This is a genomic window from Caldicellulosiruptor morganii, from assembly GCF_026810225.1.
GTDB lineage: Bacteria > Bacillota > Thermoanaerobacteria > Caldicellulosiruptorales > Caldicellulosiruptoraceae > Caldicellulosiruptor > Caldicellulosiruptor morganii.
In genome coordinates this window covers 181,382-196,370 of sequence record NZ_CP113865.1, presented here as the reverse complement: position 1 = coordinate 196,370, position 14,989 = coordinate 181,382, and the positions used below count along the sequence as shown (strand labels likewise).

Genomic DNA, 14,989 nt, shown 5'->3' with positions numbered 1-14,989 from the left:
ATCTCTCCTTACAGTAAAGTTTCCCTTTGCCCTTTTATTTTATATTCATTTCTGGCATATGTCAATAATCAGGATTGAATTTATGGTTTTTATTTACCTTATAATGGGTATAAATATACTTAGAATTTATATTAGAATGTGGTGAAGAATTAAAAATGAAAAATCATGATAGAGACCTAAACTGCAAAGCTAACAATTACGCATTTAAAATTGCAATAATCTATGCAGCTGTTAGTATTTTGTGGATTATTGCCTCTGACTATGCTTTGAATTTTATATCAACCAGCACCAAACTTTATTCCATTCTTTCAATGTTAAAAGGCGCTTTCTTTGTAACAATCACAGCAAGTCTTTTGTACATTCTCATTCGCAACAAGCTCTACACACTGTATGTATCCGAAAATAGGCTGCAAAATGCTCTTGATAATCTGCAAAAAACCAATGATGAGCTTGCCCAGACAAAGGAAAAGCTAATTGTTCAATACAAAAAGCTTGTAAAGAATCAGGAAAAAGTCAGAGAGCTTGCATATTTTGACACTTTAACAGGTCTTCCCAACAGGAATCATTTTCTGCTCATGCTTGAAAAGTTCATAAAAGAAGCTGCCTTTAAAGGGCAGCAGCTTGCTCTTATCTATATTGATATTGATAATTTTGGAAAAATCAACAACACACTTGGTCATGAAACGGGTGATATTGTCCTGCGAGAAATTGCAAACAGGCTAAAACAAACAATAGGCGAAAATGGCTTTGTTGCTCGTATCACAGGCGATGAATTTGCCATTATTCTTTACAACTTTATTGATTTGAACATACTTAACTATTTTATCTACAAAATTTTTGACTCATTTTCCAGACCATGGGATGTTATGGACTATGATTTTTACATCACACCGAGCATGGGGATTTCTATTTACCCATCAGACGGTAGCGATGCCATGACACTTCTTAAAAACGCAGACAAAGCGCTTTTGAGTGCAAAAGAAAAAGGGAAGAATACATACTGTTTTTACAGTTTGCAAATGGATGAAATTTTGCAAAAGCGATTTGAGTTTGAACAAAGCCTGAAAAAAGCTGTTGAGAACGAAGAGTTTGTTCTGTATTATCAGCCAATAATCAATTTGAACAATATGAAAATAGCCGGCGCAGAAGCACTCATCAGGTGGATACACCCCGAAAAAGGTTTTATTCCACCTCTTGAGTTTATCCCCATTGCCGAGCAAACAGGGCTTATTTCTCAGATAGGTAAGTGGGTGGTAAAAAGAGCTCTTTTTGACCTTGGCCACTTCATGCAAACTCTAAATGGAAATTTCTATGTCTCTGTAAATGTTTCTCTCAGAGAATTTTCAAGCGCAAGCTTTGTTGAGTCTATTCTTTCATCTATTGACAATTTCAAAGTAGAACCTTCCTCACTTGGAATAGAAATTACAGAGTCTGTTGCAATGGTTGACCCGCAAAATACAATTGATATACTGAATAGCCTGAAGAAAAACCGGATCAAAATCCTGCTGGACGATTTTGGAACAGGTTATTCATCTTTGAACTACTTAAAGCAGCTACCCATTGATGTTGTCAAGATTGACAGAAGTTTTATACAAAACATGACAGACGACCAGAAAGAGCAAAAAATAGCAAAAAGTCTTATTGACCTTTCTCATATTCTGGAGCTGAAAGTTGTTGCTGAAGGAATAGAAAATGAAAAACAGGCCGAGCTTTTAAAAAGCTTCATGTGCGACTTTGGCCAGGGTTATCTGTTTGGAAAGCCTATGCCAAAGGAAGAGTTCTTGGAGCTTGCAAAAAAATTTTGAAAGTACAAACCAATCCTGATATAGTGAACTACCATCCACCTGTAGAGGTGGAGGCTTCGCGAGAAGTTTGGTAGCATTTTAAGCTACCCTTATTCTCACAGGATGGTTCACACACCCGCTACTGATTATTTGCTTTATCGCAGACTCACCAGCTACCTTCAAAAGTATGTTTATCGCTCCATTTATATCTGCATTCAATACATTCCCACATTTCTTGCATACATACAAGCCCCTGTGCTTTCTGTTACTCTTGTCAACCACCCCACATCTGCTGCACCTCTGTGATGTGTAGCTTCCCTCTACCTCTATATACTCTATACCATATAACCTGCACTTTGCTTCTAATTTTCCCTTAAACCTCTTGTATGGGATTCCCACAAAGTTCTGATTGTTCACCTTCCCCAGTTCTATCTCCTTCTTTATCTCTTTCATATTACCCACAACAACTACTCCTATTTTATTTTCCAGACAGTGCTTAACTACAACGTTTACAGCCTGATTTAAAAAGTTATCAACTATATGCTGTCTTTTTAAAGAAACTTGAGCAAGTTTTGAACCATATTTGATTCCCTGTTTGGAGTATACACTCTGCAGTCTTGCTTTTTCCTTGTTGTACCATCGGTTGACTGATTTCAAAAACCTGCCCTCTATCAAAAAGGCAGTCCCAATGGTATCCGTAAGCGCTGCAAAGTTGTTTAAACCAAGGTCTATTGCCAAAATCCTGCTTCTGTCAAGCTTACAATCCTGCTCTTTTTCCTCATACACATACTCAATCTCAAACCATTTCCCATGGTATCTCGAGATTATCCTGACTTCCTTAATCTTTTTGCCTGCAATGTTTTTTGGCAAATCAAAATATAAGTATCTTACCCCAAATTCCTTTGAAAAACTTCTGCCAAGACTAAGTCTCACTTTTCTGTCTTCTACTTTTAACTGGTCTTTTGGGAAAACTATCTGATACATTCCTTCCTTGGGCAGATACTTTGGCATTAAAACTCTCTATTTTATCTTTCCTTCTTTTTTGGCTTTCAAAAGGTTCAAAAAAGATTTAAAAGATTCATCCACCGAAATAAGTGTCTGCTGGGCAACCTGTGATGGCAAAAGTCTGTAGTTTTCGTTGCCTTTTGCAATGTGATATACACTTTCATATCGCAGGTGTTCATGGGTTTGAAAATAGTGCTGTCTTATATGATACAGGGCATAGTTGTACAGGTTTTTTGAAAAGTGACAGAGCTTTCGCAAAAGTTTGTATGTTTTCTTATCACATCTTATATGATTTTTTTGTGTTTTGTACATTTAACATCACCCAGAAATATTTTACCACATTTTTAGCAATTCATCTCCATCTTGTAGAAGATGGAGTCTTCTTACTATGCTTTAGATAAAATGAAAAAAGAGATGACCATATACAAAGAAAAAGACACAACAACTTTTGCCAATTTGATATACAGAACGGGAGTGAGCCTTCTTGGTAGATTCTAATTATCTTTAATATAAAGCCACATTATGATGGCATCATCGGGTGGATTTGTATAGTAGTTTTTGCGAAGCCCTGCTTCTTCAAATCCAAATCTTTTGTAAAGCGAGATTGCAGGGATGTTTTTGCTTCTCACTTCAAGTGTGAGGGCAACCATGCCGTTTTCCTTTGCATAGCAAAGCAGGGCAGAAAGAAGCGCTCTGCCAATGCCCTGTTTTCGCTTTTGTGGATGCACTGCGATGTTTGTTATATGCCCCTCATCTATTATGTGGTACATCCCCGCAAAGCCCCACACTTTTGAGTCCTCTTCGTAGACAAAATAGATGGCATTTTCGTTCTCCATCTCTGCCAAGAAACTTTCTCTGCTCCACGGCACAGAAAAAGAAAGCTTTTCTATCTCATAAACACTGTCAATATCCTCTTCTGTCATGCGCCTTACAATACCTTTTAAGGTCATTTCATTTCCCTTCTGCATAGGATTTTTTTAAGTACAGCGGAACAAGATCAAAGTGAGAAAGTATCTTTCCTTTTTCTGCAAGCCTTTTTGCTAAAATAGCCACATTTGAAGCTTTTTGATACTGCAAAAACTTTGGTGCAATTCTAAAAGGTGAAAAGTCATACACATCCAGCCCCTCACCAAGAAGAACAGGGTTGTATTTTTCAGCAATTTCTCTTGCCATTTCAATATACATGATTGAAGTCTGCTCATATGTCACAATCTCTCCATTTTCAAATCTGAAAACCCCTGCAAACACCTTCTGGGATTTTGCATCTAAAATCGGCATCAAAAAATCCGATGACAAATAAAAATTGTAGCAAAGCGCTTCCAGAGTGTTTACAGCAGCGCAGGGTTTGCTGAGTGCAAGGCAAAACCCTTTTATGGTTGAAACACCAATTCTCAGCCCTGTGAATGAACCGGGACCTGTTGATGCTGCAAACAGGTCTATGTCAGAGATATCAATCGAAGCATTTTTAAGGACTGTGTCTATAAGGTCAATTAACATAACAGAGTGAACAAGCTTTGTGTTGAGAGTTATCTCTGAGATAATCTTCCCCTCGTCAAGTACGCAGACGCTTGCAACTCTTCCCGATGTCTCAATCGCCAGAATCTTCATCTTTTTCAACCACATCCTCTATCTTTTTGTATTCTTCCCCTATGCCCTCTATGATAATTTTTCGAACATCTTCATCCATCTTCTGAATTGTAATCTTCAAGCACTCCAAAGGGTAGAGCCTCTTCAGCCTGTCCGCCCACTCTATCAAAGTCACACCTTCGCCGCTGTAAAAATACTCCTCATATCCTATATCTTCAAGCTCATCCTCTTCTACCCTGTATATGTCAAAGTGATACACCGGGATTGTTCCTTCATAAATGTGGAATATGGTAAATGTTGGGCTTGAGATATCATCTACCATGAAAGCTTTAGCAATGCCCCTTGCTATTGCCGTTTTGCCACTGCCAAGATCCCCGTGCAATGTCACAATTGCACCTTTAAAAAGGTTTTTACCTATTTTGTAGCCAATTGAAAGTGTTTCTTCGTATGAATATGAAATTAGCTCCTTCATCGCAGCAAAACATCCTTTTTTACAAAAATTTTTGTGTTAGAATTTTAAGCTCACAGGTCTATTTTTTGTAGACAACCTTCCCATTTACAATCACCCACTCAACCTGGTGGGTAGTTGACTTACTCCTTTGTTATCCATTGTGTGAATCCTGGCGTTTTTGATAAGAAGCTCCATCTTAAGCAAATCACCCTTTTCTGCCTTTTTCTACTTTGCTGCATTCATAAGATATGTCAGGTCAAATTTGGGTTTTAGTGCAAGGTGCGCATCCACACTCTTTTCAAAAAGATACACTTTCCCATAGTCTTTTGTCAATACATACACCTCTTCAAACCCGCTCGACTTTACAAGCTTTAGATACTCGTCTGTATCTTTTACATCTTTTACCTTTTCCAAGAACTCCGGTCTTATCCCAAGGTCAAAGTCAACCGACGTAATTCCCCCCGAGAGCCTGTCAAAAGTTATATTTAGCTTTCCTGCCATAACCAGAGCACCACCAATATAAAACCTGTATGAGATGGTGTGTTCTTTCTGGCTGTCAAAAGTATACATTTTAGCTGTGACAAACTTTCCCAGCAGGGTTTGCACAAGCTGCTCTGCTCTGTCGTTCAAAACCTTTGTTTCTATTTTTTTAATATTGTCGGATGGCTTCAGGTTTGCTTTCATTTTGAGTACATTTCCAAACCTGTCAGCAGATATTTCAACACTGCCGTACAAGCCATCTTTTTTGTATGAATATCCACCGGAGGGTTCAACCCTGAATTCAGATGCCGAAAATGCCAGCCTTCTCTGGTCGGATGAAAGAATATTCAGAATTTTGCCAAATTTTAGTTTGACATATTCAACCGACGCCTTCTTTTTAACATACTCAACATAGCTGTTGAACTCCTTGATGTTTAATCTATTCGGGCTTAAATTGATATCCGGAAAGACCTTGCCTTCTGCATAGTCAAAGTAAAGGTCTTTTAAAGAGAGAATGTTGTTCAAAGTAGTGTACTTCAAAAAAGAATCGCTGCTGATTGCAGGCACAACCTTTATACTCTTTAAAATCCTATCCTCTTCATTCCCTTTTCTGCTGCCAGATTGAAAGTTTATATTTGAAAACCAGTTTATACTATATTCCAAAAGCTCCCCATTGTCCCTGTTGAAAACAACCACTGCCTCATTTGACAGTACCTTTTTATCCCCTTCAACACGGTAAAAGTTGCAGATGTATCTGTCTTTTGTCTGCGTGACAAAAAGGTCAACATTTCCCTTTGTGTACGGTGCAAGCCTGTAAAGAAGCCTGAATGCTTTTGATTTTACATCATTGAATGAAAAGCTGTTCACAGCATCTGACGGCACATACTTTTTAAAGTAAACAACCGAGCGGTTCTCTTTCATATAGATTTCATACTTCGACTTTTCATCTTCAAAAAGGTACTTGTACATGAAAGTCTCATCAGGAAGCTTTTCAAGCCTGATATCACTTTCAACAAGATGAGCCGCTTTTAGCCCAAAAAGTTCTTTTACAAAGCTTATATTGTCCTGCTGGGGCGGAACATTTTTTGCTGTCAGGCACTTTACAAGGAGAATAATAAATAAGATTCCAAATGTCAAAACTGCAATGCTTATCCACAGCCTTTTTGTGTATATCTTTATCTTTTTCATAATTATGCGGTTTTTAAAACCTTCCCTCGCTTTTTCAAAAGCCGATTTATTACTTTAATTGTATCATTTTGTATTCTCCCCTTCAATATATGCAAATGCATTGTGGTTATGAATGCTCTCTATGCTCTCAACAAAAACCCTGTACCACTTGATGCGATCATCAGCGCTGATTTTAACCACAACCTCGCGCAAAAGGTCTTCAACAAACCTGGGGTTCTGGTAGGCACGCTCTGTGACCCATTTCTCATCAGGTCTTTTCAGTATGGAATACAGCGGGCATGAGGCAGAAGATTCTGCTATCTCAACAAGCTCTTCAATCCACATAAACCGCTTCATTTTAACCTCAATTGTCACATACGCTCTCTGGTTGTGAGCACCATACTCAGAAATCTCTTTTGAGCACGGGCACAGTGTATGAACAGGGACTATCACACCCACTTTTAAATCAAACTTTTCAGCTTTTTCAGCTTCAAAATAGCAGTCAACTTTCAAAGGTGCGAGCGTGCCTGTCACAGGTGTTCTTTTGTTTATAAAATATGGAAAGTCAAAGCGAACATAGGCTTTTTGAGAGTCAAGTTTTTCCTTTATCCTGTCAAGAAGTCTTTCTATCTCCTTTGGTCCTACAATATTCAGCTCATCTATTGCTTCAATAAATCGCGACATATGGGTGCCTCTCATATCCCCTTTTAGCTCTGCTGCTGCTGTGATCTTTGCAATGGTTGTCTGTGTCCTGTTTTCCCTGTCCATCACAACAATTGGCCAGTTTAAGTCCTTTATCCCAACTTTTTGAATGCTGATGCCGCGAAAGTCCTTCTGGCTCTGAACATCAATCATCATCTTCACCCCTGTAAATAGCGCCACTGTCTTCTGTTTCCCAGACTTCAATCTCATAAAGAGCACAGTTTTGTGCTTTGATTTTATCATACAGCCTTTGCCAGATCCACTTTGCAATGTTTTCTGCTGTTGGATTTTCGATTATGTCATTTAGATATGCATGGTCTAAAATAGCTATTATCTCTTTTTGGACAATGTCTTTTAAAAGTGCAAAGTCCATCACCATGTCCTGGTCATCCAGTTTCCCTTTGACTGTGACAGCAAGCCTGTATGTGTGCCCGTGCAGCTTTTCGCACTTTCCGTGGTATTTTGTGAGGTTGTGCGCAGCATCAAACTTGAAGATTTTTTTTAAAAGCATGGCAGAATCGCTCCTTTTTGAAAAAATGTAAAATTTAAAGAGGCTGCTTAAAAACTGCCACAGCCTCTTTTTATTTTTGAGTTTTAAGAGGAAAATACTTTTATAAACTCTTCTGGTGTTATTATTCTAATTTCTTTACTATACATTTCTTTATCACGAGTAATTAAGTAATCTGCATGTATCTTAAGAGCACAAGTAATTTGTAATGCATCCTCTAAGTCTTTATAGTCACTTTTTAATGATTTTATTATATCACTTTTTAATATGCTTACGATATCTACTTTTTTGAATATTATCAGAAGTAAATTTCTAATTTTGTCAACTTTCATTGTTTTTTTAGCAACATAAAAGATGTCAGTCACACTATTTGCAGTCACATATGCCTTTATATCTTCCCTTAGTGTTATAATTTCAAACATTTTTTCAGCAGTATCTTTAAAAGGTTCTCTACCTAATATCCAATCTAAAACAACGTTTGTATCAATAACAACCTTAATCACTACCTAAAATTCTCTCCTCTCTTAGTGCATCTGCATCCATATTAAGTTCCTTTGCAATTCCTGTTAATTCTTTAATAGCTTTTAAAATTTCTTTTGTATTGTCTGATCTTTTCTTCTTTCTCTTTATCGGGACAATTCTGGCAATTTTTCTGCCATCTTTTTGTAGTATTATTTCTTCTTTTTCTATAATTTTCATATATTTATCAATGTCAGAAATTATTTCTCTGGCATCTAATATCATTTTAAACACCTCACTTTGATATAAAGCAAAAACTCTTCTAAATACAATTATATCACAAATTCGCTTACTTCTTCACAGCTTGCGTTAAAACAGAATTCCCTGCTAAGTCCCTGACATTTGGTGAGATGTTAACTATGCTTCCCTGCGGCAGCGGGTTTGTAAATGTTATTTCAACCACTCTGTTATCCGGCGATTTTGTAAAGCCTGTTATACTTCCGCCTGCAACGCAGGAGAAGTTCTGGGAAGTAAGTGTTGCCGGGTCCATTGGCTCTGAAAATGTAAGCTTTACCTTTCTTGTATCAGTTGTGGAAAACTCGGCTGAGACATCAGGTGCCACTCTTTCTGTCACATGGTCGACAACCTGAGCTTTTGAAGCAGCAGCCGGGTTGCCATTTAAGTCTACAATCAAATCAGGTCTTTTTATCTCAACAGAAATTGACCTGTCAACAATCCCTGGCTTTTTGACTTTTATATAAAGCACACCGTTTTGTGTATAGGCTGTATAATCGGTATCGGGCAAAAGGGTTATGCTGCCGTCTTTGAGCTCAATTCCTGCTGCCAGAATTGTACTGTTTATCCCCGGCAAAGCCATGATGGGCTCATCAAACGCAACAACTATGGTATCAGAGTTTTGACCTGTGCCAGCAGATATAGATAGCTGCTGCGATGAAATTCTGTCTTTAAGTTTTATATTCGGATAAAAGTTCACATCTAAGGTAGGCGGAATAGTTAGTACCTGATCAAACTGGTCTTTTATACCTGAACCTGTTGTATAGATCTTTAGCTCCTCGGGTTCCTGGCCCGTGTCATTTGTATCGGCTCTGGCATCTGATGTTAGCGAAACTGCTGTTTTTAATGTGACCATCTTTTTATCAGGACTAATTACATAGCTTACAATTCCAAGGCTTATAATTTTGTCATTATCAGGATTGCCATTGAGGCTGGTTGTGCTCTGGGCATTTCTGAACATTATCGAAGCCGGGTCAAACGATGCAAATATATAGTCATTCAGTGCCTTTATCTGGATTGTGTTTTTGTCAATTGCCAAAACCTCAATGTCCTGCGGTGATACACCTTTGAAGTTGGCAAGAATCAAATACGGCATTGCAATTGTTGCATTGGCTAAGAAATTCCCTGCTGTGTCGGTCAAAGTAGGTGCTGCAAGCCTGTCAACAACACCGCCAGCAGATGACCACTTTCCAGGTGTTCTGTCGTCAGCACCCGGGACAATAATTGTCACCCTGTTTGCCGAAGGCGATATATAATCAACTTTAGCACCCCTGATGCTTGAGATAGGTATTGTTGCAGTACCATTTCCTATAAAGTAATTGCTCAGGTTTTTCAATTTCTCAACATCCATTGTCTCTGAGAAGAAGATGTCTATTTTATCATTGTCAGAAGCAGAGTCATACTTTGCAATTGCAGCTGTGATTGTCGGCGGCAGTGTATCCTTTGCATCAAAAGATAAAGCAGCGTCATCCATTACATTTTCCCTTACAGACACATCTGCAATACCACTGATTTTTAAGATGTATGACCCACCGTTAACTTTTTCAAGAGAGCTGAATTCAACCAAATATGTTGAATAGTCATTTTCTTTTAATTGAGATACACTTTTTGCAACTTGATCCAAAATTGTTTGTCCATCAGAGGACAGAAGCTTGAAAGAAGATACCCTGTCCTTTGCATTGACATTTTCTGAAAATGTAACCTTTACGATATTTCCATCTAAAACCTCAACAGATTTCACCGAAGGCTTTGTTGTATCATCACTTGCTTTTGAGGAAACTATAGTCCACTCTGTAGTTTTGTTCCCAAGTAAGTCCTCGACGTTTCTGTACCTTACCTCAAAAGATACAAGCGCTCTGACATCGAGTTTTAAAGCAGGGTTTAATGCAATGTCAACTGTCTTCCCATCTGAGAGCAGGGTTATCTTTGCACCAATTGCATGGTTTGTGCTGTCCGATGCCTGATACACTTCATACTCTCCTGTTGGAGTGCTGCCATCAATTGTCCTTATCTCCTCGTCAAATACAAGCTGCAGCCTATTATTTGCAAGCAAGTTCAAAGCAACATGCTTTGGTGCTGTTCTGTCAAGAGTTGTTGTAAATGTGGTTGTATAATATACCATTTTATAACCTGCAAAATCTTTGGCATCAGAAATCTCTATTGTGTGGCTGCCATCTGAAAGCGGTGTGTAGTTTTCAATCTCGATTGCATTCTCTTCATACTTCGGTGTCACTTTAGCATAAAGGTAGTTTCCATCAACCTTTATTGTCGCACCTGCAGAAGCTATATCACACACCTTAAAACTTCCATTTGAACTGCTATCCACCGGCTCATTGAATATGACTTTAAATTTTTTGCTGTTGATAACCTTAAAATCAACCACTTTGGGCTGAATGGTATCCATACATGATACCTCTTTTGTGACGCTAAAGCTCTGCCCGGTTTCCGACATGAGGTTTGAAATTACAATTCTAACCCTGTCACCCTGATTTAGCTTGTTTTGGAAGACTATGCTTACCGTCCTGAAATCCTGTGATACTGCAAATTTTGCTGTTGAATCTTCCTTGTCGTTGACATATACCTTGATTGGCAATGAATCAATCTGGCTTTGAGAAATTGCCTTTGTGAATTTTATGTCTATCTTTTTAAGGTTTTCTGCCTTTATATCCTCACTTAGACCAAATGGAATCACCTTTGATGTAAATTTCAATGCAGTTGTTTGTCCTTTATAAATAAATGTGTATTCTTTCCCTTCCTGCTGAGTAGCAGTCTTTATCTCAACAACCTTTTTTGTTGAGTCGGCAAATCTGACATCCAGGACAGAAAGGCCACTGTCAAATGCAAAACTTGACCTATCAAGTGTTTTTAGTTCTCTGTCGAATGTGATTTTTACGGTTGTACTGTCTATAGCTTCAATTGAAACAGGTTTTGCTTCTTTCAGGGACTGGTTCAAAAATGCATTGTATAAAATCACAGCTGTCTGGCCGCGTGTTGCAAGCTTCCCTGTTTCAATCTCTGCTTCTATGCCAGAATAAATGCCCAGATCATATGCTTTTCTGATGTAGTTTAAAGGATATTTCCCTTTCAGCTCGTTTTCCTTTATACCAAGCGATCTTATGACAATTGCAGTAAGCTCCTCCATTTTAAGATACTGGTCAGGTTTAAATGTTCCATCAGGATATCCTGTTATAAGCCCTATATTTCTACAAGCTTCTATGTAGCCAAGCGCCCAGTGTGAAGAAGCAACATCTTTGAATGATGATTTTTTCTGGTTTGCATAAAAATCTGCCAGAGGCTTTTTGCCAAGAAGAATTATCATCATTTTTGCAATTTCTGACCTTTTTAAAGGCCTGTCAAGATTGAGATTCCCCTTTGTATCTCCTGTCATAACACCTTTTTGTTTTAACACCTGTGCTGCCTGTTCATAAGCCTGGGTGTTTGCTGCTATGCCAGCAAAAGCAGCCATGTTGATTGTAAAGCAAACTAAAATGAAAAAAATAGCTAATTTTTTCAATACTTTGCGCATCTCTTTTTTCTCTCCTTATAAAATTGGTTTGAAAAATTATAAAATAATCTATTGAGAATATTATATCACCTTTATTGGAAATTGTTTAGCAATTTTTTATCCAGAGCAAAAAGATAATTTTCATATTTTTCAACACTTATTTGACTTTTTCACTGCTCTAAAAATTTGAGGTTTTCTGTTACTTCTTCTGTAATGAGTCAAAAGTTTGTGGTATAATTATTGCAGAGAAAAGTTTGTATTGTGAACAAGGGTGGTTGTAAATTGGAAACAAGCTTTCCCAACAAATATGAGTATTACACCTACGAAGAATTTTTGACTCTCCAAAAAGAGGAAACCCGATTTAAAATTGAATATGACAATGGCTTTATCTTTTCTATGGCCCCTGCTCATCCAAACCATGATAGGGTAAAGAACAAAATCGCAATGGCTTTTATAAATCACCTGGGATTTGGTGGCATGTGCGAAGTTTTTACAAGCGATGTTGCTGTTGTGTTTGAAAATCAAAATGAAATTTATGAATTTCAGCCAGATGTAATGATATGCTGCAACACCAAACTTTTTCATGGACCCAAATACAGGGGAATTCCCCGCTTGGTTGTTGAAATACTATCATATTCTACAGAGCACCGTGACAGAACAATCAAACTTTCTGTTTATGAGAAATTTCAAGTACCTGAATACTGGATAGTTGATATTTCAAATGAGTGCATTGAAGTTTACGGTAATAACATCAATGGTAGGTACTGCTCTATTAATAAATACAGGAAAGGTATGAGAATAAAGGTATTTGACAATCTTATTTTGGATGTTGATGAAATATTTTGTGTGATAAGATAATTACAAAACAAGGGACTGTGCCAAAAAATTGAGGCAAGTCCCTTTAATTTATCTTTACCTTCAATTTTTTCTTTTAAATCAAAGGTTACCTCTGATAAAGCATAAAAAAGATAGACATTCAAGTATATCTATCCAGCTGATTGACAATGAAACCAAACAAAAAAGGCGGACTAAATTAAATACCCACCCTTGGTTATAAAAAACCAGAAAAAATTGAGCATATATAAAAACAAGCTATTGAACAAGGTTGAAAAGCATCCCTTTTAATTTATTCTCTTCATCTGTTTAAACTTCTATTTTTACAAAACCATTGTCTTCCAAAAACTTAATGACTTCACCTATTTTTTCCTCAGTATATTTACTTCCTTTTAACCTTTTCACTTTTTCTATAATTTCTCTTTTATTTAGTTCATTCATACCCTGAATTTTTAGTTGATTTATCACATAGTCCACTGTTGCAACTAATTCCAATTCATAAGCGTTAAAGCTCGACAAGTTTTTTATTAAATCTTTAATCTCTTTTGATTCTATTGTTTCTATAATATTGCTAAAGTATTTTTCATCATTAGATAGTTCTACAGGAATTATTTCATGAGTATATCCATCTTTTGGATCAATCTTTACCAAACCATTCATTTCTAATCTGTGTATATCATATTCTAACTGGCTACTGTACGGTCCATAATAGTGGATTGAAAAATTATAGTTGAGGTTTAAGCCCTTTCTCTGCAACAAATAAACCACTTTTTGCAAAAATTTCTTACCAACCTTGTTGCCGGTACATGAGCAATGGTCAGTTAACTCTTTTATCAAATACCACAATATCAGGTCTTTATTTTCTTTCATGAGGTAGCTACCCCCTTGTCTTCCTAATTTTAATGTTTCATTTTGTTAAATATTCCATTTACTATCTTTTCTGCCTCTTTTCTTTTATCCTCAGTAACATATATCCTTTTTATATTTATTGGTTCAGTCATCTTTTTTATAACCTCTGAAGCAATGCTTATAGACATCACTTCTCTGTTTTTCTCGTCTATTATAGGGATTGCTTTTTCGCTATCAAGTTCATATTTTACAGGTATCTGATGAATCATTTTGTCTGCTGAATCAAAAAGCAAGTTCTCTTCGCCAACTTTTTGTTTGAGTTCGTTTTTGACAATGTTATAGATAGATTCTTGATCTTTGTTAGCATGTGGTGGTGTTTCATAAATACAGCTCATTATCTTTCTCTTTAAAAGTCTTTCTGCACATTCATTTTCCTTGCTCTTTTCTCTGATAAGTTTACTGATTGTTACATCGTCATATTGTAAAAATTCATTAATATCTCTGGGATATTTACCCTCTTTCAAAGTAGACTTCAAAAAAGAGAAAAGCATATTATCCAAGAACCTTCGGGTTTTGTGAAAGTAAACCTGTGTAAACATAAAATATCGTGCTAAAACAAATTCTTCAAAAGCGTGCATTCCGCCTTTTTCAACAGCAAGATGAAGTATGCCTTCATCATTCTTCCAAATGGTAAGAGTATTTATTAACCTCTCCAGATCAAATTTTCCATAGCTTACACCACAGTAAAGCGAATCTCGTAAAAGATAATCCATCTTGTCACAGTCTAATTCACTGTCCATAAACTTTCTTAAAAACATGAAATCAGGATTTTCTATATTTTCACCTTTGTATATAGAACAAATCAGCTCAGGAGTAATATCATAGTCTTCACCGTAGAGTTTTTTTAATCTCTCTCCAATTTCATAAATGTAATCTTTTATCTCTGTTTGAGTTGCTATCATGCAACTGTAATCTTCATGTTTCAAATCATCCGGAAAAAGCTCTTCTGTAGCGTGGGAAAAGGGAGCATGTCCGATATCATGAATTAAAGCTATAAGTCTCAATATCTGAGTATACCATTCTTTTCGAGGAATATCAAAAATATTTGTCTTCTCAACAACTGTCCTGAAAGCTTTTGTAACAAGATGCATAACGCCCAATGAATGTCCAAATCTTGAATGTTCTGCTCCATGATAGACGTAATGGGAAAATGCCAGTTGTTTTATATTTCTTAATCTCTGAAATGGATAGGAATCTATGATTTTCAGCTCTAAATCATTAACCTGAATAAAACCATGAACTGGATCTCTGAATTCATAGATTTCATTTGCACTCATTTTGCCTCTCCACTATCAAAATAGTTT

General features: G+C 36.9%; 14 protein-coding genes and 1 pseudogene. 3 read left to right on the top strand and 12 right to left on the bottom strand.

The annotated features are described in order from the left end of the window. The first annotated feature begins 155 nt into the window (after window positions 1–155). Window positions 156–1,805, top strand: coding sequence for a putative bifunctional diguanylate cyclase/phosphodiesterase (locus OTK00_RS00905; protein ID WP_045168468.1), 1,650 nt, complete (start codon window positions 156–158; stop codon window positions 1,803–1,805). 78 nt (window positions 1,806–1,883) lie between these two features. Here OTK00_RS00905 and OTK00_RS00900 read toward each other — a convergent pair. Next, window positions 1,884–3,101, bottom strand: a pseudogene (locus OTK00_RS00900) (RNA-guided endonuclease InsQ/TnpB family protein). A 60-nt stretch (window positions 3,102–3,161) separates the two neighbouring features. Here OTK00_RS00900 and OTK00_RS00895 point away from each other — a divergent pair. Further along, complete coding sequence (locus OTK00_RS00895) at window positions 3,162–3,287, top strand: hypothetical protein (RefSeq protein WP_268760804.1); 126 nt, start codon at window positions 3,162–3,164, stop codon at window positions 3,285–3,287. On the opposite strand, the gene rimI is transcribed toward OTK00_RS00895, so the two are convergent. From rimI to OTK00_RS00850, 9 genes are all read right to left on the bottom strand, one after another. Continuing rightward, window positions 3,284–3,739 (bottom strand): ribosomal protein S18-alanine N-acetyltransferase, encoded by a 456-nt coding sequence (rimI, locus tag OTK00_RS00890; RefSeq protein ID WP_045168469.1) that lies wholly within the window; start codon window positions 3,737–3,739, stop codon window positions 3,284–3,286. The genes OTK00_RS00895 and rimI overlap by 4 nt on opposite strands. Window position 3,740: 1 nt before the next feature. Beyond that, complete coding sequence (gene tsaB, locus OTK00_RS00885; protein ID WP_045168470.1) at window positions 3,741–4,397, bottom strand: tRNA (adenosine(37)-N6)-threonylcarbamoyltransferase complex dimerization subunit type 1 TsaB; 657 nt, start codon at window positions 4,395–4,397, stop codon at window positions 3,741–3,743. Further along, window positions 4,378–4,848, bottom strand: a complete 471-nt coding sequence (tsaE, locus tag OTK00_RS00880) for a tRNA (adenosine(37)-N6)-threonylcarbamoyltransferase complex ATPase subunit type 1 TsaE (protein ID WP_045168471.1) — start codon at window positions 4,846–4,848, stop codon at window positions 4,378–4,380. The genes tsaB and tsaE overlap by 20 nt, the downstream gene beginning before the upstream one ends. A 204-nt stretch (window positions 4,849–5,052) precedes the next feature. Next, the gene (locus tag OTK00_RS00875; RefSeq protein WP_045168472.1) at window positions 5,053–6,495 is read right to left on the bottom strand and encodes a hypothetical protein; all 1,443 of its coding nucleotides are present in this window, start codon (window positions 6,493–6,495) and stop codon (window positions 5,053–5,055) included. 63 nt (window positions 6,496–6,558) lie between these two features. After that, the gene (gene folE2, locus OTK00_RS00870) at window positions 6,559–7,329 is read right to left on the bottom strand and encodes a GTP cyclohydrolase FolE2 (protein ID WP_045168473.1); all 771 of its coding nucleotides are present in this window, start codon (window positions 7,327–7,329) and stop codon (window positions 6,559–6,561) included. After that, complete coding sequence (queD, locus tag OTK00_RS00865; RefSeq protein ID WP_045168474.1) at window positions 7,322–7,687, bottom strand: 6-carboxytetrahydropterin synthase QueD; 366 nt, start codon at window positions 7,685–7,687, stop codon at window positions 7,322–7,324. Before queD ends, folE2 begins: the two co-directional genes overlap by 8 nt. An 83-nt stretch (window positions 7,688–7,770) precedes the next feature. Beyond that, the gene (locus tag OTK00_RS00860) at window positions 7,771–8,187 is read right to left on the bottom strand and encodes a PIN domain-containing protein (RefSeq protein WP_241765416.1); all 417 of its coding nucleotides are present in this window, start codon (window positions 8,185–8,187) and stop codon (window positions 7,771–7,773) included. After that, the gene (locus OTK00_RS00855; RefSeq protein ID WP_045168475.1) at window positions 8,180–8,428 is read right to left on the bottom strand and encodes a hypothetical protein; all 249 of its coding nucleotides are present in this window, start codon (window positions 8,426–8,428) and stop codon (window positions 8,180–8,182) included. The genes OTK00_RS00860 and OTK00_RS00855 overlap by 8 nt, the downstream gene beginning before the upstream one ends. A 64-nt stretch (window positions 8,429–8,492) precedes the next feature. Further along, window positions 8,493–11,903 carry an Ig-like domain-containing protein gene (locus OTK00_RS00850; protein ID WP_307188837.1) on the bottom strand — a complete coding sequence of 1,137 codons (3,411 nt, stop codon included), beginning with the start codon at window positions 11,901–11,903 and terminating at the stop codon, window positions 8,493–8,495. A 321-nt stretch (window positions 11,904–12,224) separates the two neighbouring features. On the opposite strand from OTK00_RS00850, the gene OTK00_RS00845 reads away from it, so the two are divergent. Further along, window positions 12,225–12,800: a Uma2 family endonuclease gene (locus OTK00_RS00845; RefSeq protein ID WP_045168477.1), complete on the top strand. Its 576-nt coding sequence runs from the start codon at window positions 12,225–12,227 to the stop codon at window positions 12,798–12,800. A gap of 285 nt (window positions 12,801–13,085) precedes the next feature. Here OTK00_RS00845 and OTK00_RS00840 read toward each other — a convergent pair whose 3' ends face one another. Then, window positions 13,086–13,646, bottom strand: a complete 561-nt coding sequence (locus OTK00_RS00840) for a hypothetical protein (protein ID WP_045168478.1) — start codon at window positions 13,644–13,646, stop codon at window positions 13,086–13,088. A gap of 29 nt (window positions 13,647–13,675) precedes the next feature. After that, a complete protein-coding gene (locus OTK00_RS00835; RefSeq protein ID WP_052670774.1) occupies window positions 13,676–14,962 on the bottom strand; it encodes an HD domain-containing protein in 1,287 nt (428 codons plus the stop codon). Window positions 14,963–14,989 lie beyond the last annotated feature (27 nt).